Source organism: Nitrosomonas sp., from assembly GCF_021731985.1.
In the GTDB taxonomy this organism is placed as follows: Bacteria; Pseudomonadota; Gammaproteobacteria; order Burkholderiales; family Nitrosomonadaceae; genus Nitrosomonas.
Window position 1 is genome coordinate 1 of sequence record NZ_JAKFWH010000024.1, and the last position, 19,503, is coordinate 19,503.

A 19,503-nucleotide genomic window follows, 5' to 3' on the forward strand; every position below is an offset into this window, starting at 1 on the left:
CAGGCGTGCGATGCCAGTGAGGCAATCGTGGGATCTTTCTTGTGCCGGTAAGGCAGCCAACTGGCCAATTGCGCGACAATGCCGCTGCTTAAACTTTGCAGATTCAGCGTAATGCCCGAAATCCATAACAATAGGGAAATCAAGTTAAATCCCAGCAATACCGCGAGCAACCAGTAAATATTCAGCGTCGAATAATCACCCACCGCCTGGCTTGCCGCCAGCCCGCCCAGAATGACGGCAACTCCCAGACAAATCCGGCGCGCACGGATAAATTGCCGGTGCGGCTGCTGCAATGCATCGTTCAGCGTGTTTTCCTGAATCAGCCGCTTGGCACGCGTATTCAATCGCTGGATAAAATCCGCATAATTGAAATCACCATTGGCAGACCGCGGCAACTCCTGAATACTCGCGTACGATAAATCCTCCGCTTTCGCGGATTCTATCTTTCGCACCTGTTCGATACGCACCAAATCATCGAATGTGTGTTTCTTTACTGACATTTCCTGGTTAATTCCAAATAAGGAGAATCAAGACATTACGGTGGCTGATTTGGGTTTGTTTCATAAAAAATGGTTAGAATTTATCAGGCCTTTGAAATTCGTTATGAGCGCAATAGAATTTGAAAGGCCTGTAATAGCAAAACAAGCTAAAATTCGTTATCAGTTTATTCAAAAATTATGGCGGGACAATTCTATGAAGCCGGTTGCAATTTTTAGACATTTACCCATCGAAGGGCCTGGCTATTTTGCCACATTTCTCGACAACAATCATATTCCCTGGCGACTGATTAAAATAGACGCCGGTGAAAAACCGCCAACCAGCATTGCTGAATTCAGCGGCTTGGTGTTCATGGGCGGACCGATGAGCGTCAATGACGATTTGCCGTGGATTGAAAACTCCCTGGCATTAATCCGTCAGGCGGTTGCGACGAATGTGCCGGTATTGGGTCATTGCCTGGGCGGACAATTGATGGCCAAAGCCTTGGGCGGCATCGTCAGCGCCAACCCGGTCAAAGAAATGGGCTGGGGCGAAGTCAATGTACCGGATAACCCGGTTGCGCGTTCCTGGTTTGATGAGCTAACAACTTTCCAATCGTTTCATTGGCACGGCGAAGCATTCAGCATTCCGCAAGGCGCCACTTGCATCCTGTCCAGCCCGTATTGCGAGAATCAAGCTTTCGCACTGGGGATGCACTTAGGCATGCAATGCCACGTCGAAATGACCGAGCGCCTGGTCATTGACTGGTGCAGCGTGGGCGCGGAAGAACTCGCCAGCCTGAACGAGCCATCGGTGCAATCTATCGCCGAGATTGAGAAGAATCTGCCTGAGCGTGTGGCTGCACTCAATACGGTGGCTGAACGGTTATATCAGAAATGGATTATTAACTTGAAATAAGTAGACAGCTTCGCACAATGCTTTATTCATAATGCGTCCATAGCCGCAATACTTTTACAATTTTTTCTTTTTCCAATACTTGATAAACAAGCCTGTGTTGGATATTGATGCGACGAGAATAAGCACCCGACAAATCGCCCACTAATTTTTCATAAGGCGGTGGATTCTGATAAGGATCATTACGAATGACATCGAGCAACGCGAGCGCCTTCTGTTTCAATCCGGCTGCTGCAAGTTTTCTGGCATCCGTTTTTGCTTGATGCGTATAGCACAGCACCCACATCACCAATCCAGGTCTTTGCTACAAGCATCAACATCGGTTTGCAAACCTTCCCTAATTGATTCACGCATGCCAGGCACGGAAACCAGATAAAGTGTTTCATTAATGGCATTCCAGTCTTCCTCGGAAAGCAGCACCGCATTTGATCTTTTCCCTTTAATAATAATAGGCTGATGGCTGGATACCGTTTCATCGATCAAACTATATAATTTAGCCCTGGCTTCGGTTACATTCAACGTTGTCATAGAAACCTCCCAATAGCGCATCATACGTATTCACGTACGCATTGTCCATTTTGCTTCAAGGTGAAATGGCCTGTAAGGCATATGCACAAAATCAAATGTAATTAAAGGTGGATTGCAATGCATATAAACTAAAATTAATTGATTTATGCTCTTTGTAAGTTCGTGATGATTAAAATACCATTCGTTGATAGTCATTTTTAATCACCGGGAACCGGAGAATCTCTAATGTCGAAAATCTTCCTGTGTCACTCAAGCGCCAACACAAGATCGAAAAAAACTGCCTGAGCGCGTGCCGACGCTCAATGCAGTGGCTGAGCGGTTGTATCAGAAATGGATTACTTATCTGAAACAATAAATCCTCAGAAAGTTTGCAAGTATTCTGAAGCAATGAGATAAATGTATATTTTCTATTTGAATTCCTCAACCACTTATGCTAAGAAAATCTGTCAAATGTACATTTACAAGAGGAGTTAATTGGCCATCTTTTCTTAACGAAGGAATCTGCATATTTGTAATAACTAGCTCATTTTCATTTTTAGGCGTTTTTGTCATATACCTAAAACTTTGATGAGTTTTAAGGAAATCATCATAAAGCAATTCAATGAACTCATGCTTATCGTAACTCAGGATCCAAGGAAAATTAGCATTTCTCAAGATATCTGAGAGTCTTTTATGATCAACTATTTTGTAGTTATAACGATATAGTTTACGCCCTTGCTTAAAATAAGGAGGGTCAATATAAAAAAAACAGTTATTGCTATTCCTAGCATTTGATGTATGGAGAAATTGAAGTGCATCATCAAATTCAACAGAAACAGAGTCCTTTAGCAAAGAGATGCGCTGTATTCTTGATATGATTTTTTTCTTATTAAAACGACAATCTATCTTATAGTTAGAGTTTTGGCTTTGACCGCCAACAGGACCACTATGCAAGATACCTGAAAAATTTGTTCTATTTAGGAAAAGGCAAGCTAATGCCAGATCAGGTATCTGTTGATTTTCTGGCGTATCGTATTTGAGATAATTTCTAAACTGTTGCCAAGTATCGATATCTACATTTACTTTTTCTATAGAAGCAATCAATGTGTCAGTATGTTCAAAAACAGCCTTCCAAAAAGCAAAGATTAGAGGATCTCTTTCGATCAAAATTGCTCTTTTAATAACTCCGCTTGATACCAAAGACAACGACACAATCCCACTGCCCGCATACGGTTCCACGATATCTTTCTCATATAGTTTATGAGTCTCAATAAACTTCAATATTACATTAAGAAATGTCGCTTTACTTCCAGGATAACGTAGCGGACTTTTTATTTGATTAGGAATAGACACAAGCTTTCCTAAATTTCTCTATCACACCCCGAACCCAGCCGAAAATATTATCAATTTCGGCGGTTCTTTCGATAGTTAAGCCTCGATCGGTTTTACTAATCTCAAGCCCTCTTTTTGCAAAAAAAGGTATTCGATATCTATAAAAGATAGAGCCAAATTTTCGCGTTAGTATTGAAATTTTGTCTTCTCTAGTCTCAGCTCTATTAGGAATAATATTAAATGGTATAAACATCGCGGATATCGATTTACTAGCAGGTTGTATTTCAAACCAAGTTTCATGAAATGCATCAATGGTGCCCATTATGCTTTTATCTGGCCAATTATGGCCTGATGCAACTTGACCCAAGAGGTAGTATGTTCCTGCAGCATTGTCTTGCCTGGGGCGCCACGCAATAATATCTATTTCCTCATCTTTGGGACTAACAGATGAGCCAGGCAATGGAGTATTTCTTACTTTTCCATCAGAAAAGTGTTGATAAATAGCTGTGAGTTTTACTAGAAAACCGGAATGATCTGGTCGAGGAAAACCGAACGAATAAGCGTGACCTTCTACTTCACCTGCTGCTGCCCAAGTTGCACATGCTTGAAATAGATCTCTTACCTTGTTGTTAATCTCAAAGAAAGAAGCGTCATCAAAAATATCATCATTATTTGTGTTGGATAGAAACAAACAAAAGAGGTAAATAACGGAACCATTGTTCAAATCATCTTTATCATAAATCAATTCTTCATCATTCTCGCTAAATCTGAATGGATAGCAATCTTTTAGAAACTCCATTCTTTCGCGTATAGTTTGATATATCTCTTCCAAGAAAAAATCTTCTTGCGTGCTTGCCGAACCTTCAAAATCAACATCCTCTGAGTTTCTGCGTTTATCCCACATACGAGCCAGTTCTGCAAAATTTGCCGAGTGGTATTCTGAAGACAAAGCATAGAGTTCAAACCAATCACAAATTTCTTGGGAACTACGATCCAGGGGAAGCATGGCAAGAGGTGTTTCAATCAATTTTATTTCTCTATACTGTGTTAGTCATTTGTCCGAGGCTTTATCATGCTTTCGACGCATTGTCATAACTAATGTTTCTGATTTCTCTTGGATTTCATTTGCTATCTGAAGTAACGAAAATGAACCATCATATTTTGCAAGTAAGTTAATAGCCGCATCAATTTTTAGACTTACTTGAACCAGCGCTTCACTAAATACAGCTCCTGGTTCTCGTACTTCATTATATGCAACATTCAGTTCGGAGCCGCCCCTCAGTTTTTCTAAAGCGACCGGGTGGGCCAGAACTTCACCAATAAATTTAAGATCTGGGTTCTGACTCTTTATTTTTGGCGGTAAATTATCTTGCTTTGATCCATATAGATAGGAAAGAACTTCCTCAAGGTGTGGAATCTTATCTTGATCTATGGGTTGTTCGTTGGGAGATTGATTCCATCCCTTAGATAACCCAAGAAACTCTTGATACTCTTTTCTACCCAAAGCAGTATAAAAATGAGAAAAAGCAAACCGACCGCGATTGAAGCGATCTTTAATATCAAAAAGCCGTTCATCTTCAGCTTGTTCAAGTACTAAAATCGCACCCACATAAGCTCGTATGGTGTCATTATCATCTCCGAGTTGTCTGGCTATTGATTCGATTGTCAATCCTTTGCCTTTATCTTTCTTATACCAATCAGCAACGAATCGGGCTTTTGCGTATGCATCCCAACGGTGTGGGCCATTGATATGTTTGAATCCGATAAATGCTTGAGCATCAGAGCGCTCCTTTACACGCCAAACACTTATCTTCTGAATTGAATCAACAACCTCTTGGGAAATATTATCTGGCAATGAAACTTTACATTCTCTCGCCAAGTTTCTATCTTTAATTAGCTTTATCGCAGCAAGACGTCGGTTTCCCTCTAAAACAGTAAAGGGGCCGGATTCTTCACCCAATACTATTAGGGGCTCTAGATTTAGGTATTCATTCGTGCAAATGGATTGAATCAGCTCATCCAATGCAGCTATATCACGCAATGCACAGATAATACTTTTCTCATCATGTGCACTTAGTTCATCGCCAGTTGTTAAGCGAGGATTGTCATAATCAAAATCTAATAATGACGTCGGGCAGTTAGCGGTAGGTTGACCTATTTTGGCGCAAAATTCTGACACTTTTATAAATCCGGTTGATCATGAATAATTAAAGATATGTAAATATTTATTTTTTTATGCAGCTCTTTACTAATGCTTCGTCATTGTAATGCATCCATGATAAAAATTAACAATCATTCCTGGATCCTGGATATATGCCCGCATTGAATTCAGTAATAAGCACGTTGTGTCTGACTAGTTATTTTGATCAATCCAAAATATGCTCGCCCAGCAATAGCTTCAGAAATTTCTCGCGCGTTGCGCTCGATAAATCCCGGTAAAGCGTATATTTCGCATGCTGATCCGGTTGTTCCGGGTTGATTTCGATGCCCCATAGCGGCGCCAGTGTCATCGGCAGATTGGAATAGCGTACATCCACGAGCACATTCGGTTGCTCCGGGCGAATCGCGAGCAATCCTGCCGAGAAATGACTGAAACGCGCAATATCGTTTGCCAACACCGACGACGGCGGCAATGTGCTCAAGTCGCGTTCCAGAACAAATTTTTCAACGGATTCTCCCGGATAAATGCGCGACTCGGAAAATAAACCGACCCGGATCGCATTTACATAGAGTTTGCCTTCAAATTCGTAGATGGAACGCCACAGTACCAGATTGGCGAGAGTCGGTTTCACCAGCAATTGTTCCGCACGGTGTCCTCTTTCGGCAATCAGTGTTTCCGCGACGGTTTCAGCACGGTGCAATTGCATCCAGCCAAATGATAGGTATACCGCCGCGAGCAATAATCCAATCCGGGCCGCCGTGTAATTGTATTTCCTAAAAGCAATCACCCCGGCAATCAGCAGGATCAATGTGAAAGCCGGATCCAATACCGAAATGATATTAAACGCCACGCGCTCATCGCTCACTGGCCAGAGCAGATTGGTGCCATAGCTGGTGAAAGCATCCAGCACGCCGCTCAAACAATATCCCAGAAAAGCAAATAAATACAGACGGGCAAAGGGCAGACGTTTGCGCAGAAATGGCCACAGCAAAAGCGCTACAATCAAGGCACCGAACGGAACAAAAAACAGCGAATGCGTGAAATGACGATGAAACTCGATATTCAATAGCGGATCATTCGACGACTGAATCAGAATATCCGCATCCGCAGCGATTCCGGCAAAAAAACCAATGCCGGTTGCAAGTCGCGTTTCCTGTTGTTTGGCACCCGATTGCGCCATCGTGGCGCCGAGCAATCCCTGGGTCAATAAATCCATATTTGAAAGAAATGAGATGAGAAAAATCTATTTTAAAGATACCGCATAGTATAAAAGGATAAACGGTCCGGTCGCGATTTATTCTTACCATAAAGGCTGCCAGGCAGTACTAGTAGGTTATGATATCTTGTCATAGCAGTGCTATCGAAGCCTGTCAGTCAAGTCTAATCGAGAAATAAATGCGTTATTACAACCATTACCAATTAATCAAATGGGCAAACGGTTAAAAACCGGGTTTCTGGTTCTGGCTAGCCTGATTATTTTTGCTGGAGTTAGTCTCTATGCACTCCGCAATCCCCTGCTGGAAGCACTGATCAGTACCCAATTGAGCAAACGGGGGTTGCCATTGCAATCCATTTCGACGCTCGATATTTCGCTCAATGACTTCCGCTTGCAAGATCTGACAGCGGGTAAAAATAAGGAATTGCGTGTTGGCAAAATTCTGGTGACTTGGCAACTGCAGGATCTGCTCATAGGAAAACCGGCATCAGTTGAAATCAGCGGTTTGCAATGGGTGCTCGACTTGAGTGGAGAGCGCCCCCCTTCGGATTCGCTGCAAGCCCTGACATCGACGGCTGGAAGCGATATCAGCATACCCTGGTTGCCTAACTTTTCTCTGAAGGACTCAGCAATTCACCTTCACGCAACGGCTGGCAATGCCACGGTTGCGCTGTCTGGGGACATCCAGCAAGACCAGCCGGGCACTCAGGCGATACATTTCAGCGCCGTAGTCTCCGGTTCACTCGGGCAAACCAAAGGCACATTGGCTGCGACACTCGATAGGCAGGGGAATATGCGGGGCAAAGTCACTGTTGCAGAGGGCATGTTGGACTTGCCCGAAGCAAAAATTTCCAGTTTCGCAGGCGATGCAACTTTCACAATTGCGGCTATGCGGCTGCAACATATCGGCACCGAGTTTGCGCTATCCAAAGTTAAGTTGTCAGGAAAAAAGTCAGCGAAGCCAGTTTCCGAGCAGGCTGGTAAAAACCCGGCAGCATTTATATTGCCTGACACGGCCATTGATCAAATCAGCATCAAAGGAGATATTCGCGGATTACCGGATTCCTGGTCAGGACAGCTCGATTTAGGTATCGTTGGCGGCCAATCGGCCATGGGCTCTATGGATATCCGGCAGATATCTGTTTCCTTACCAATGCAAGTTATTCTCGATCAGACTAGCTGGCGCATTGGACTGCGCAATCCGGGACAGGTTACCTTGGGCAAGATTAACTCCGGTACTGCTTTGCGCTTCCAAAATCCTTTGAAGCTTTCAATTTCCCAAGCCAATCTGGAGCTGGTCAAGAATTCGCAGGGCTTGGCAGTTAAACATGATATCGCTGTGATACCTGCAGATTTCTCCTTGCTGGTTCAACAAGACAAATCTCCGGCCATTGAGGCACAGATTCACCCAGGGAAAATAGCCTTGACCGGAGAGTTTGACACCAGAGAGAAGTACCAGGGACGTTTTACCCTCAGCGATACGGCGGTATTGTTACCGCAATCTCAACTGCAATTGAATGCTATCTCCGCCACGCTGCATTTGGATGACCCGGAAACCGGCACCGCCGCTGATTTTGCCATCGGCCAACTGCAACATCTGGCACCCGAGCCGCTGTTCGCAGCAGTGTCCATTAACGGCAGCATCCGGAATGAAGCCGCTGATGGGAAACCAGCGGAGTACGCTCTAAACGTTGCGGGCGGCGTGCCGGATTTACGCTATTTAAAAATCACCGGCAAGCATTCGCCCATTAGTGGTAACGGGATGCTAAAAGCAGAGATTGTTCCGCTCAATTTCTCACCAGACCGTTTGCAGCCCAGCGCACTTTCCCCCGTTTTATCCCGGCTGGAAGCGGTGAGTGGTCAAGTCAGCGCGAGCGCGCAATTCAATTGGTCCAATAAGGGTGTTGTACATAGCAGTCGCGGCGCGTTTGAATTGCGCCATGTATCGTTTGCGCATGAAACCGCCAAAGTAGACGATCTTAATGCATCGCTCAGATTAGAGAACTTATTATCGCCCAGCAGCCTGCCGCAGCAGACCATCACGATCCGGCGCATTGATACCGGCATTCCGGTGGAAAATCTGCTGGTTTCCTACCAGATCGAAGGCGCGGATCCACCGCGTATCGCGCTTGAGAAAGCGCAATTTTCCATGATGGATGGCATCCTCTCATTGGCGCCCACGATCATTAATCCTGCCGCTGCACACACTGATGTCCTGGTCCACGTGAACAACATCGATCTGGGAACCTTTTTTAACCTGATTCAAATCAATGGACTCACCGGAAGCGGGCATCTGGATGGACAGATTCCGATCCGCTTGGAAGATAATCAGGTTATGATAAGAAAAGGCCATCTGGCAGCAAAGGTACCCGGTGTTCTGCGCTTCCATTCCGCAAAAGCTTCACAACTGTTAGCCACCGCGGGTGAAGAGATGAATTTGTTACTGCAAGCCGTGCAGGATTTTCATTACACCGAGCTGTCACTGGATCTGGATAAATCGGCAACGCATGGTTTGATCGCCAAACTTTCCTTGCTGGGAAATAATCCTGAGGTTAAAGATGGGCAAGTTTTCCGCTTGAATATTAATTTGGAAAGTGATATCGACAAAATTCTGCAGACGATTAATCAGGGCTACAATTTATCCCATGAAATTCTACGCAATGCATTCAGGCGTCATTAAGTTAGGCTGCACCATATTATCGCCATAGAGCACAGTTAGGCTCATTACCGGTTCCCGGCAAAAATACGGCTTGGGAATCCACTAGAAAAGGAGTGCAATCATGCGCAAAATTGATCGAATAACCAACACAATACGCGTCACAGTAATCCTGATCCTTTGCTGCCTGGTGATCACTGCGTGCGCACCGACAGTCAAGCTGGAAACTCCGAAAGAGCCGATTACGATTAATCTCAATATCAAGCTGGATGCTGATATTCGGGTAAAGCTTGAAGAAGAAGCCAAGAAAGATATCGCGGCCAACCCCGGCATTTTCTGATATTAAATGAGAAAGGAGAACACTATGCAGCGTATTCCAAAAATGACAGTTAAAAAACCGCTAGCGGGAATCAGCGGCGCTATTCTGCTGGCTCTAGCACTCTGCGCAGCACCGGCATGGGCTGATGCGCTCGATAACCTGCGCGCATCGGGTGCGATTGGTGAAACGTATGAAGGCTACGTCGTGGCAAGAGACGCGAGTGCTCAGGCGGAAGCCGATGCAATTAACGCCAAGCGCAAAGCTATTTACCAGGAAAAAGCCGCCGCACAGGGCATAGACATTGAACAGGTAGGAAAAGTGTATGCAGCAGAGATTATCCGGAAAGTTCCAGCCGGAACCTGGATTCAGATCGATGGGCAGTGGAGAAAGAAATAACCCGGCACAGATCCGGCGAGAAGACTAAGCTCGCATACGATATATTCGCTGCTCATTAATTAATTCTAACAGGCCGTTGAAAAACTATCTGCGTTGCCGCTGCGGTGTTAAAAACAGACTAAAAATGCTCATTTATTAAGCATAAACTGCGCTTTTTCGCCTGTTTTTGCCTTGCATCGGCTACCTCGGAAACGTTTTTCAACGGCTTACTAAGGATTTCATCAGAACTTTCTTGAAGCAAATCACAGTCCGTAAATTTATACATCATTTAGGGTAGATAAAAATAAGCAATTTGCTTATTCCCTTATTAAAGCGACAATTTTATAATCTGGATAATAAAATTCTATATTTTGAGATCAGTCTATGAAACCATCTGACATCAAAATTATTCTTGTACCATGCTAGTAGCTTCACTGCACTCTTAACCGCTGATCTCAGGAGAAAAAAATGTCATTTCACTTATTCCACATTAACGAAGTCTATTCAAATGCTAATGGAACTGTTCAATTTATAGAGTTTGAAGGGGATGCGAATGGCCAGGGCGAGTGGGCTGGGCATAAAATTACCTCGACCAATGGCGTCACTACTAACACTTTCAATATCACCACGAATCTCCCCAGTGAAACAACAACCAATAAGTCGGTACTGGTTGCGACGCAAGGGTTTGCGGAATTGGGCATTGTGACACCCGATTACATCGTTCCGAATGGATTTCTGTTCACTGTCAGTGGTGCCGTGAGTTTTCCCGGAATGGTTGGAGGCGAGATAAATTACGCCTCATTACCGGTTGACGGAATACGGTCACTTAACCCTGATAGCTCGACTGGAGTCAATTCCCCAAAAAATTTCGCGGGTAATACCGGCACTATACCCAGCAATGTATTTTCAGGGACAGATGGTCCGGACAATTTGGCAGGTACATCAGGGGATGATTTTATCCTGGGTGCCGACGGACAAGACACACTAAATGGTTCGGGAGGCAATGACACACTGAGTGGTGGATTGGGTGTTGATACTGCAGTCTACAACAGCAATCGCGCGAATTACTCGATTCTCGGAACCAGCTCCGGTCTCAGCGTTTCTGGGCCCGATGGTAACGATATCGTTTCCGGTATCGAGCGTTTCCAATTTACCGATAAAAATATCGCCGTGGATCTCGATGCCGGGCAAGCAGCCAGCAACACGGTTCGGATCATCGGCGCAGCGTTCGATACGCCTACTATTCAGGCTCATCCGGACTATGTCGGTATCGGACTCGATCTGTTCGACTCCGGCCAAAGTATGTTGCAAGTAGCTCAACTCGTGATCGGTGTGTTGGGTAATCCTAGTAACGGAGCCTTTGTGGATAAGGTCTTCCAGAATGTAGTAGGCGTAGCGCCTTCGGCCGCAGAACATGATTTTTATGTCGGATTGCTACAGGGCAGTGGCGGAACATTTACTCAAGCGGAATTACTGGAAATTGCCGCTAATTCTGAAGTCAATGCAACGAACATCAACCTGATCGGATTAGAGCAGAGTGGTGTCGTATTCGCATAGCGATTGTGCTCGCTATAGGCTTTCTTGCACGGCGTTGCGTATGTGGGGCGTTATTTTTCTGAACCCGTTTTCAGATTAATTCAGCTTTTATTCTGGTGATTCTCGCCTCGCGTACCTTCGTGTTAATTGCCAGGGGTAATTTTGTGGGATCCGCAATACTCTGGCTCAATTCCCCAGCAATTGCACCGGCATCTACACTTTTTGCTGCAACATAGGCCTGCTGAAACCGTTCAGCCTGAACATAAGGTTTTGCTGCGTAGCCGGGGCGCCCGTGGAAGTCACATGCGCACGCTTGCAAAAATTCTTCGAATCTTTCGGGTTTCCGGTAGGCATCAACCGCTTGCAGTATATCCGCCAGCGTAGAAGGCTTGAGTTCTTCCGCCCGATGCACATTACCGTGATAGCGGGCGACCAGTAACGCAAGATCACGCGAATCCTTGGGAATTCTGATGCGCTCGCATAAGTTCCGCGTCAAATCAATGCTGCGCGCTTCATGGCCGATATGGCGCGGCCACTCTTCGGGCGGTGTCGTGCCTTTGCCTAAGTCATGCGTCAGCGTCGCAAAACGCACCGGCAACGAATAATTTTTTGCAGCAGCATGATCGATGGCCAGCATGATGTGCAGTCCGGTATCGATTTCAGGATGTGCATGCGCCGGTTGCGGAACACCAAACAACACGTCGACTTCGGGCAGGATACGCGCCAGGGCGCCGCATTCGCGCAGTACATAGAACATTCGTGAAGGATTTTCTTCCATCAGTCCGCGCGAGAGCTCTTGCCAGACACGCTCCGGCACCAGTGCATCCACTTCGCCGTTATGCACCATCTCACTCATCAGCGCCAGCGTTTCCGGCGCAATGCGGAAACTGAAACGCGCCGCAAAGCGTGCAGCTCTGAGAATACGCACCGGATCTTCGGAAAATGCAGGACTCACATGGCGCAGTATGCCGGCTTCCAGATCCGCAACGCCGTTAAACGGATCGATGATATTGCCTGCTTCGTCTTTGGCAATCGAGTTGATAGTTAAGTCACGTCGCGCCAAATCTTCCTGCAAAGTAACCTGCGGTGAGGCAAACACCTCAAATCCTTTATACCCGCGTGAAATTTTTCGTTCCGTACGCGCCAATGCATACTGTTCATGGGTTTGCGGATGCAAAAAAACCGGAAAATCCTTGCCAACCGGACGATAACCCTGTCGCTCCATTTCCTCCGGCGAAGCGCCCACAACCACATAGTCATGATCTTTGACGGGCAATCCCAGCAGTTCATCGCGCACGGAACCGCCTACCAGATAAGTTTTCAATGTCGACTCTATCGCTGAATGAATGAAAATTTAACCAACCGTTATTTTGCCGCTCGCACAACGCCCAGACGCTGCTTAAGCGTTGGCGAATCCTGCCCGTGATCCAGAACTTTGGCGTAATACATCGAGTTCTTCAAGACCTTTTTGACGTAATCCCGCGTTTCATTAAAAGGAATCGTCTCAGCATAAATCGCGCCCTCCAGCGGCACGGTATTATCGCGCCAGCGCCTGGCTCGTCCTGGCCCGGCATTATAGGCGGCTGAAGCCAGTAGTGGCTGATTGTCCAGCGTACCGAGCACATGCTTGAGATAATACGTGCCCAATTGCAGATTGGTATTCACATCCACCACGACATTCTGGCGAAAATTTTGTATTCCCAATTGCTTGGCAACCCATTCGGCAGTGGCGGGCATCAGTTGCATCAGACCTGCTGCCCCGGCATGGGATTTGATATCCGCGATGAAACGGCTTTCCTGTCGGATTAGACCATAGACCCAGGCTTCATCCAGTTCATGTTGCCGCAAAACCTTTTTGAGTGTTTCCCGGTGCGGTGATAAAAAGCGCAGACTAAAATCATGCTGCGACACGGTCCGGTTTGCCGTGTTAATCGCACGATCGTACATGCCATGACGACGAGCCACTTCCGCGGCAGCCAGTAGCTCCGGGTCGCTAAAATTGCGGACGGTCCAGCTCCATTCACGGTACGCTTCGGTACGTAAATTCATACGGGAAAAAGCCAAAGCGCGTTGGATACCCGGTTTGCGCTCCATTGCGGACACCTCGCCGCTGCTGACGCGATACGCTTTATCCGCAATGCTGAGCATGGTTCCCAGTTCTTCTCTTGCCAATTGACCGTAAAAACTGTGCTCATCACTGAGCGGAACAAAAATATTATGTGCATCCAGCGCTTCCCCTTTCGCTTTTAATGCGCGCGCTTTCCAATAACGCCACGTATCAACTTGCTGTTCGGCTGGCGACATTCTGTTGATCGTTTTCAGGACTTCATCCCAGTTGGTAACCCGCAATGCGGCCCGTACCTGCCAGGCAAGCACGGTATCCGAAGGCGGGTACGGTTGCGCAGTATTTTGCGCCTCCCTGAACCAATCCAGTGCCCGGGAATCATGCCGCATCGCGGCCCGGTACCCCAGTCTTCCGAGGAAATAAGAACGATCCGATGCGGTGAACTGATCTTTTATTTTTAGCCACTGCACATACGCTTGGTTCGTATCGTTGCGCAGCAGGCGCAGTAATGCAAACAGCACAATCTCGCGGTCACTGCGCGTCCTGATTTTGCTTCTCAATGTTTCCAGGTAGCGCTGCGGATTCTTCGCAGCATTATTCAAATCGACACTGTTCAGCGCATCGTTGCCGGACAAATAACGATTAACATGTGTGGCCACACCGGTTTGACCTTCTTCCAGCGATGACCGGATTCGTGTCCAGATATCTTCCGAAGAAATCTGCCCGTTGGAAATGAGTGCCTGAAAAACCGGCGTACAACTATCCGGCATGCTGGTGGGCGTAGACCATAATGACCGCGCATCCGTCAGCGCCGTTTTATCATGCGCACTCAGACGGCGCTGATAGTAATAACACAAGAGCTCGGTATCCTTATTGCCCAGCAATGGGTATTCAGCGTCAAAAAGCTGCCACTGTTGATTCTTGCCCAAGATCTTAAGCCAGTCGGCCCGTAACCGGTCTGCAACCAAGCTGCCTTCGTGCCGCTGCAAAAAATTTCTGATCGTTGCGACATCGGTCGTTTGCAACACCATGCGGAATTGATAATATTCCACGTAAGGCCATAGCGCATGGCGTTGCAGCCGTCTGGCGTAATCGTCTAAGCGCTTCGCATCACCAGCTTGAAATGCTTGCCGGGCGGCAAGAAAATCGCTGTCCTGGTTTGCTGATAGTGTTCCAGCATAAGCTAAAAGGATTAATCCAAACAGGTAATTTCTCATAGCTAATAAGGTACAACGAATGGAGATTACAATAAAAAGACGGAAACGAGCCTTCTGCAATCAATCCGGATTATCGCAGCAGCGTCGCGATAATCCAGTGTCATGCTTCAAGTTATGTGAAATTTTAACGGCCAGTCTCTAAAGGGCACTTCTAAAAATTCAAAGTTCTAAACAAAACGAGGCACGAGAAAAAAATGGTTACGCAGCATATTCATGATATGTAAGGAAACATTCTTTTCGAGTAACAAAGTGTTGTGACGAAATTTGGATTTTTAGAGATGCCCTAAACCGGCAATAATTATCAGATAACGCCCTGACCCAGCATGGCTTCGGCCACTTTAACAAAACCGGCGATATTGGCGCCATCCACATAATTAACGCTACCATCGGGTTTGGTACCGTACTTCAGGCAGGATTTGTGAATGGCCTGCATAATTTCCTGCAAGCGCGCATCCACTTCTTCGCGTGTCCAAGACATGCGCATGGCATTCTGGCTCATTTCCAGCCCGGACGTTGCCACACCGCCTGCGTTACTCGCTTTACCCGGCGCATACAGTACCTTGTTATGGATAAAACATTCGACGGCTTCCGCAGTCGATGGCATGTTTGCCCCTTCGGCAACACAAATAACGCCATTTCTAACTAAGGTTTGCGCATCCTCGCCATTGATTTCATTTTGTGTCGCGCACGGCAATGCCACTTGCACCGGCACATGCCAAGGTTTTGCACCCGGCAAGTAAGTTACATTGACACGTTTGGCATATTCATCCAGTCGGGCATACAGATGATTCTTCACTTCGGCCAGAATCGCCAGTTTTTCCGGGGTAAAGCCAGCTTCATCCACAATCGTGCCGCTCGAATCGGATACGGTAACCACCTTGGCGCCTTTTGCCATTGCCTTCTCAACAGCAAATTGGGCCACATTGCCTGATCCGGAAACTGAAACCCGCATGCCTTCTAAAGAACGTCCAGCATGTTTCAATACTTCCTGGGCAAAATACACCGTGCCGTAACCCGTTGCTTCCGGACGTATCAATGATCCGCCAAAACTCAATCCTTTCCCGGTAAACACGCAATCCGCGCGATTGGACAATTTTTTCATCATGCCCGCCATGAATCCGACTTCACGCCCGCCCACGCCGATATCGCCGGCGGGAACATCGGTATCGGAGCCGATATGCCGGAACAATTCACAGATAAAAGCCTGACAGAACCGCATAACTTCGCCGGGGCTTTTCCCTTTCGGATCAAAATCGGAACCCCCTTTACCGCCGCCCATCGGCAGCGTCGTCAATGCATTCTTGAAGGTCTGCTCAAACGCCAGGAATTTAAGAATCGACAGATTCACCGAAGGATGAAACCGGACACCGCCTTTATATGGACCGATGGAAGAACTGTGCTGTATCCGGTAACCGCGATTAACTTTGACTTCACCATGATCATCAACCCAGGACACACGAAATATAATCACCCGCTCCGGCTCGACCAAGCGATCCAGCAAGCCATGCTCCGCATAACGTGGATGTTCCATAATAAAAGGCCACAAACTCTCCACGACCTCAGTAACCGCCTGCATATACTCTGGTTGATTAGGATTACGCTCAGCCACATACGCGCTGAACTCTTGAAGGCTCTTATATTTCATTTCATTTCCCCGGTTAGTGAAAGGTTATTTCAAATAGCCTAATTCTGCCAAATTAATGTACAGGCTGCACTGTATTTTTATTAAAAATGGGATTTTTTAGAAGTTATTTTCCAATGAGAAGATAAATTGAAATATCTATCCCTCTTACCAAGGATAGGTGATTCAAGTTATCTCGTCCATTAAAGGATTAGTCTGCTGAAGTAAATTTAAGAAATAGCGGGTAAATGGATTGCTATTTAGCGTTTTGATTGAGCGAAATGGTCATAAGATTTCTTTCTTTTTTAAGAATTGTGTATTTCATACGCGGATATATTAATCACAAACTCATAAAGGGAAAGCCAATGCTAGGAGGATTTTTATGCAGTGGATGGAAACAATATCTGCTCAACCTATCGTTTTTGGTATTTTTTGCCGCTGGCAACTCAGCGGTTATAGCCGACACCTCTATACCGGTAGACACACAAATTCAACCACCTATAAAGTTTGTGTGGGCACGAAATAGCCTAGATACTCGAGGAATGTCAGAGTATGAATTTGAATTAAATATTGCAGGCTATCCATCCTTATACTACCCATCCTATCAGCAAGCACTTGAATCGTTAAGGCGTGAAACATGCACAGATTATGGCGGTGTATGGTTATGTCATCCGATAGAAAAATATCCTTATTCACCTGGTTATGATGGGTGGATCTGGGGTTATAGATTTTGCCGAACCTATGAGCCTGGCTACTGTAGTTGGCATACAGCATCACAGCAAGGTATTTGCTCTAATAACTCAGTCGGATATAGTATTAAGGATGCTTATAACATTGAGCGATATGGGTATATTGCATGCTCGGTATCTTCTGAACCAGATGGTGAGAAAGATCTAGCAAAACCGAAAGAATGCGAAGATAGAACTCCCAATCCAGTTTATATTGGACTAGGACGAAAAGAGCTGACCGTGCCTATTTATCGAACTGGCAGCAGTGACTTTCCGATAGATTTCCAGTTGTTCTATCAACATAACGACAATAAAAGATCTGGAATAACCTGGCGACATACATATTATAAATTCATAGTTCTCGATGGCCAACAAACTCCTAATAGTGCACGCGTATATCGTGGTAGAGGTGCTCTTTTATTTTATAAGGATCAGGCCATAGGAGAGTGGCGCAGTGATGATGATATAAATGATTCGCTTACTGAACTTGTTAATTCCAATAATCAACGGATAGGCTGGACTTATACCGACAAATTTTCCGACAGAATAGAAAATTATGATGCCTACGGAAGACTCATCTCGATCGAAGATCGTAGTGGATTAATTCATACGTTGACATATAACTCAGAAGGCAGTCTTGAAAGTATTACTGATACTTTTGGGAATAAATTACAATTTACTCATGATGATTATGGTAATTTTTCTACCTTAGTCGATCCTGCAGGCGGCAATTACCAATTTACCTATGCAAGTAACGGCAACCTTACCACGGTCACCTATCCCGATGGCAAAACCCGCACCTACCACTACAACGAATCTATCTACATCGAAGGTGGAGCCAGTTTACCCAATGCATTAACGGGTATCACCGATGAGAACGGCGTGCGTTATGCGACTTATACGTATGATACGCAAGGCCGCGCAGTGGTGACCGAACATGCGGGTGGTGCTGACCGGTATGTACTGGGCTACAGCGCCGATGGCAGCAACACCCTCGTGACCGATCCGCTGAACAGTCAATACACGCACACCTTCCAAACCATTCTTGGCGTCGCCAAAAGCACCGGTCAATCGCAACCGGCCGGTTCAGGCTGTAGTGCCGCTTCCAGTGCAACCACTTACGATGCTAACGGCAATGTCGCCAGCCGCGCCGACTTCAATGGCAATAAAACCTGCTATGCGTATGATCTGACCCGGAACCTGGAAACCGCCCGGATTGAAGGTTTGAGCTCAGGCAGTGCTTGTCCGGGCTATTTGCTCAGTTACACACCGGCCGCAAATAGCAGTGAACGTAAAATCCTCACGACCTGGCATGCCAGTTTTCGGCTACCCACGCTCGTCGCTGAATCCAAGCGCGAAACCAGCTATGTGTATGACACGCATGGCAACATCACACAGCATCAAATTAAAGATACTGCCACCAACGCCACGCGCACGTGGAATACCAGCTATAGTTATCACCCCAGCATTCCCGGCGTGATTCTGCAAAAAACCGAGAACGGCCCGCGCACCGATGTGACCGACACCACCACCACCGATTATTACGCGCCGGATGCAGTTTGTGTCGGCGGTCACAAAGGTTGCCGTACACAAATAGCAAGTATCACCAATGCATTGGGTCATATCACGCAAATCACCCGTTATAACGCGCACGGCCAACCGGAAGAAATTATCGACCCGAATGGCTTGACCACCGTACTCGCCTACGATACGCGCCAACGATTGCTGTCGCGTACCAGCAGCACGGAAATCACCAGCTACCAGTACGACGGCGTGGGACAAATCAAAAAAATCATTTTGCCGGATAGCAGTTTCTTGAGCTACACCTATGATGCCGCGCATCGTTTGACCGATATTGCGGATAATCTCGGCAATCGCGTGCACTACACGCTGGATGCTATGGGTAACCGCACCAAGGAAGAATTGTTCGATCCGCTCAATAACCTGACAAAAACCCAACAACGCGAATTCGATGCCTTAAGCCGTCTGTGGAAAGACATCGGCGCACAAAGCCAGACCACCCAATATCAATACGATGCGCAAGGCAATCTGAAGCAAATCACCGATCCGCTGCTGCATACCGCAGCCTATCAGTTTGATACGCTCAATCGTCTCAAAGAATCCATCGATCCGGCCAACGGCCATACTCAGCAAACCCTGGACGCGCTCGATCAGATCACGCAAGTATCCGATCCACGAAATATTGCCACCACCTACACGGTCAACGGCTTTGGCGATGTCACGCAGGAGCTCTCAGCCGATCGCGGCACGATTACCTACACCTACGACACCGGCGGTAACCTCAAAACGGTGACCGATGCACGCGGTGTCAAACATACCTATACCTGGGACGCGCTCAATCGCCCGACCAAGCGTAC

Annotated in this window: 14 protein-coding genes and 2 pseudogenes; 6 read left to right on the top strand and 10 right to left on the bottom strand. The window is 46.5% G+C overall.

All coding sequences use genetic code 11. The features are described 5' to 3' along the window. Positions 1 to 500, bottom strand: a pseudogene (locus QZ942_RS02965) (DUF2868 domain-containing protein); the annotation flags it as partial. A gap of 193 nt (positions 501 to 693) precedes the next feature. Here QZ942_RS02965 and QZ942_RS02970 point away from each other — a divergent pair. Further along, positions 694 to 1,395 (top strand): type 1 glutamine amidotransferase, encoded by a 702-nt coding sequence (locus tag QZ942_RS02970; RefSeq protein WP_292993155.1) that lies wholly within the window; start codon positions 694 to 696, stop codon positions 1,393 to 1,395. Between the two features lie 22 nt (positions 1,396 to 1,417). Here QZ942_RS02970 and QZ942_RS02975 read toward each other — a convergent pair whose 3' ends face one another. The 6 genes from QZ942_RS02975 to QZ942_RS03000 all read right to left on the bottom strand — a co-directional run bounded on the left by QZ942_RS02975 (position 1,418) and on the right by QZ942_RS03000 (position 6,608). Continuing rightward, positions 1,418 to 1,678, bottom strand: a complete 261-nt coding sequence (locus QZ942_RS02975; RefSeq protein ID WP_292993156.1) for a Txe/YoeB family addiction module toxin — start codon at positions 1,676 to 1,678, stop codon at positions 1,418 to 1,420. Then, positions 1,678 to 1,920 (bottom strand): type II toxin-antitoxin system Phd/YefM family antitoxin, encoded by a 243-nt coding sequence (locus QZ942_RS02980; protein WP_292993157.1) that lies wholly within the window; start codon positions 1,918 to 1,920, stop codon positions 1,678 to 1,680. The genes QZ942_RS02975 and QZ942_RS02980 overlap by 1 nt, the downstream gene beginning before the upstream one ends. Before the next feature lie 420 nt (positions 1,921 to 2,340). Continuing rightward, positions 2,341 to 3,252, bottom strand: coding sequence for a DNA adenine methylase (locus QZ942_RS02985; RefSeq protein WP_292993158.1), 912 nt, complete (start codon positions 3,250 to 3,252; stop codon positions 2,341 to 2,343). Then, positions 3,239 to 4,258 carry a hypothetical protein gene (locus tag QZ942_RS02990; protein ID WP_292993159.1) on the bottom strand — a complete coding sequence of 340 codons (1,020 nt, stop codon included), beginning with the start codon at positions 4,256 to 4,258 and terminating at the stop codon, positions 3,239 to 3,241. Before QZ942_RS02990 ends, QZ942_RS02985 begins: the two co-directional genes overlap by 14 nt. A gap of 24 nt (positions 4,259 to 4,282) precedes the next feature. Beyond that, positions 4,283 to 5,410 carry a ParB/Srx family N-terminal domain-containing protein gene (locus tag QZ942_RS02995; RefSeq protein ID WP_292993160.1) on the bottom strand — a complete coding sequence of 376 codons (1,128 nt, stop codon included), beginning with the start codon at positions 5,408 to 5,410 and terminating at the stop codon, positions 4,283 to 4,285. A 187-nt stretch (positions 5,411 to 5,597) separates the two neighbouring features. Next, a complete protein-coding gene (locus QZ942_RS03000) occupies positions 5,598 to 6,608 on the bottom strand; it encodes a metal-dependent hydrolase (RefSeq protein ID WP_292993161.1) in 1,011 nt (336 codons plus the stop codon). 211 nt (positions 6,609 to 6,819) lie between these two features. On the opposite strand from QZ942_RS03000, the gene QZ942_RS03005 reads away from it, so the two are divergent. The 4 genes from QZ942_RS03005 to QZ942_RS03020 all read left to right on the top strand — a co-directional run bounded on the left by QZ942_RS03005 (position 6,820) and on the right by QZ942_RS03020 (position 11,515). Further along, a complete protein-coding gene (locus tag QZ942_RS03005; protein WP_292993162.1) occupies positions 6,820 to 9,288 on the top strand; it encodes a YdbH domain-containing protein in 2,469 nt (822 codons plus the stop codon). Between the two features lie 100 nt (positions 9,289 to 9,388). Beyond that, positions 9,389 to 9,604 carry a YnbE family lipoprotein gene (locus QZ942_RS03010; protein ID WP_292993163.1) on the top strand — a complete coding sequence of 72 codons (216 nt, stop codon included), beginning with the start codon at positions 9,389 to 9,391 and terminating at the stop codon, positions 9,602 to 9,604. 24 nt (positions 9,605 to 9,628) lie between these two features. Continuing rightward, positions 9,629 to 9,979 (top strand): YdbL family protein, encoded by a 351-nt coding sequence (locus tag QZ942_RS03015; RefSeq protein ID WP_292993164.1) that lies wholly within the window; start codon positions 9,629 to 9,631, stop codon positions 9,977 to 9,979. A 447-nt stretch (positions 9,980 to 10,426) separates the two neighbouring features. Further along, entirely contained in the window at positions 10,427 to 11,515 is a 1,089-nt protein-coding gene (locus QZ942_RS03020) for a calcium-binding protein (RefSeq protein ID WP_292993165.1), read from the top strand. A 70-nt stretch (positions 11,516 to 11,585) separates the two neighbouring features. Here the strand turns inward: QZ942_RS03020 and QZ942_RS03025 are convergent, their stop codons facing one another. The 3 genes from QZ942_RS03025 to gdhA all read right to left on the bottom strand — a co-directional run bounded on the left by QZ942_RS03025 (position 11,586) and on the right by gdhA (position 16,421). Beyond that, the gene (locus QZ942_RS03025) at positions 11,586 to 12,818 is read right to left on the bottom strand and encodes a multifunctional CCA addition/repair protein (RefSeq protein ID WP_292993166.1); all 1,233 of its coding nucleotides are present in this window, start codon (positions 12,816 to 12,818) and stop codon (positions 11,586 to 11,588) included. Between the two features lie 41 nt (positions 12,819 to 12,859). Continuing rightward, on the bottom strand, positions 12,860 to 14,776 hold the full coding sequence (locus tag QZ942_RS03030) for a transglycosylase SLT domain-containing protein (RefSeq protein WP_292993167.1): 1,917 nt from the start codon (positions 14,774 to 14,776) through the stop codon (positions 12,860 to 12,862). 301 nt (positions 14,777 to 15,077) lie between these two features. Then, complete coding sequence (gdhA, locus tag QZ942_RS03035) at positions 15,078 to 16,421, bottom strand: NADP-specific glutamate dehydrogenase (protein ID WP_292993168.1); 1,344 nt, start codon at positions 16,419 to 16,421, stop codon at positions 15,078 to 15,080. Between the two features lie 341 nt (positions 16,422 to 16,762). Here gdhA and QZ942_RS03040 point away from each other — a divergent pair. Further along, positions 16,763 to 19,503, top strand: a pseudogene (locus tag QZ942_RS03040) (hypothetical protein); the annotation flags it as partial.

Bases quoted from the DNA above. Each gene is read 5' to 3' on its own strand.
- QZ942_RS02970 (WP_292993155.1), top strand. From the start codon at position 694: ATGAAGCCGGTTGCAATTTTTAGACATTTACCCATCGAAGGGCCTGGC.
- QZ942_RS03010 (WP_292993163.1), top strand. From the start codon at position 9,389: ATGCGCAAAATTGATCGAATAACCAACACAATACGCGTCACAGTAATC.
- QZ942_RS03005 (WP_292993162.1), top strand. From the start codon at position 6,820: ATGGGCAAACGGTTAAAAACCGGGTTTCTGGTTCTGGCTAGCCTGATT.
- QZ942_RS03000 (WP_292993161.1), bottom strand. From the start codon at position 6,608: ATGGATTTATTGACCCAGGGATTGCTCGGCGCCACGATGGCGCAATCG.
- gdhA (WP_292993168.1), bottom strand. From the start codon at position 16,421: ATGAAATATAAGAGCCTTCAAGAGTTCAGCGCGTATGTGGCTGAGCGT.
- QZ942_RS02980 (WP_292993157.1), bottom strand. From the start codon at position 1,920: ATGACAACGTTGAATGTAACCGAAGCCAGGGCTAAATTATATAGTTTG.
- QZ942_RS03015 (WP_292993164.1), top strand. From the start codon at position 9,629: ATGCAGCGTATTCCAAAAATGACAGTTAAAAAACCGCTAGCGGGAATC.
- QZ942_RS02975 (WP_292993156.1), bottom strand. From the start codon at position 1,678: ATGTGGGTGCTGTGCTATACGCATCAAGCAAAAACGGATGCCAGAAAA.
- QZ942_RS03020 (WP_292993165.1), top strand. From the start codon at position 10,427: ATGTCATTTCACTTATTCCACATTAACGAAGTCTATTCAAATGCTAAT.
- QZ942_RS03030 (WP_292993167.1), bottom strand. From the start codon at position 14,776: ATGAGAAATTACCTGTTTGGATTAATCCTTTTAGCTTATGCTGGAACA.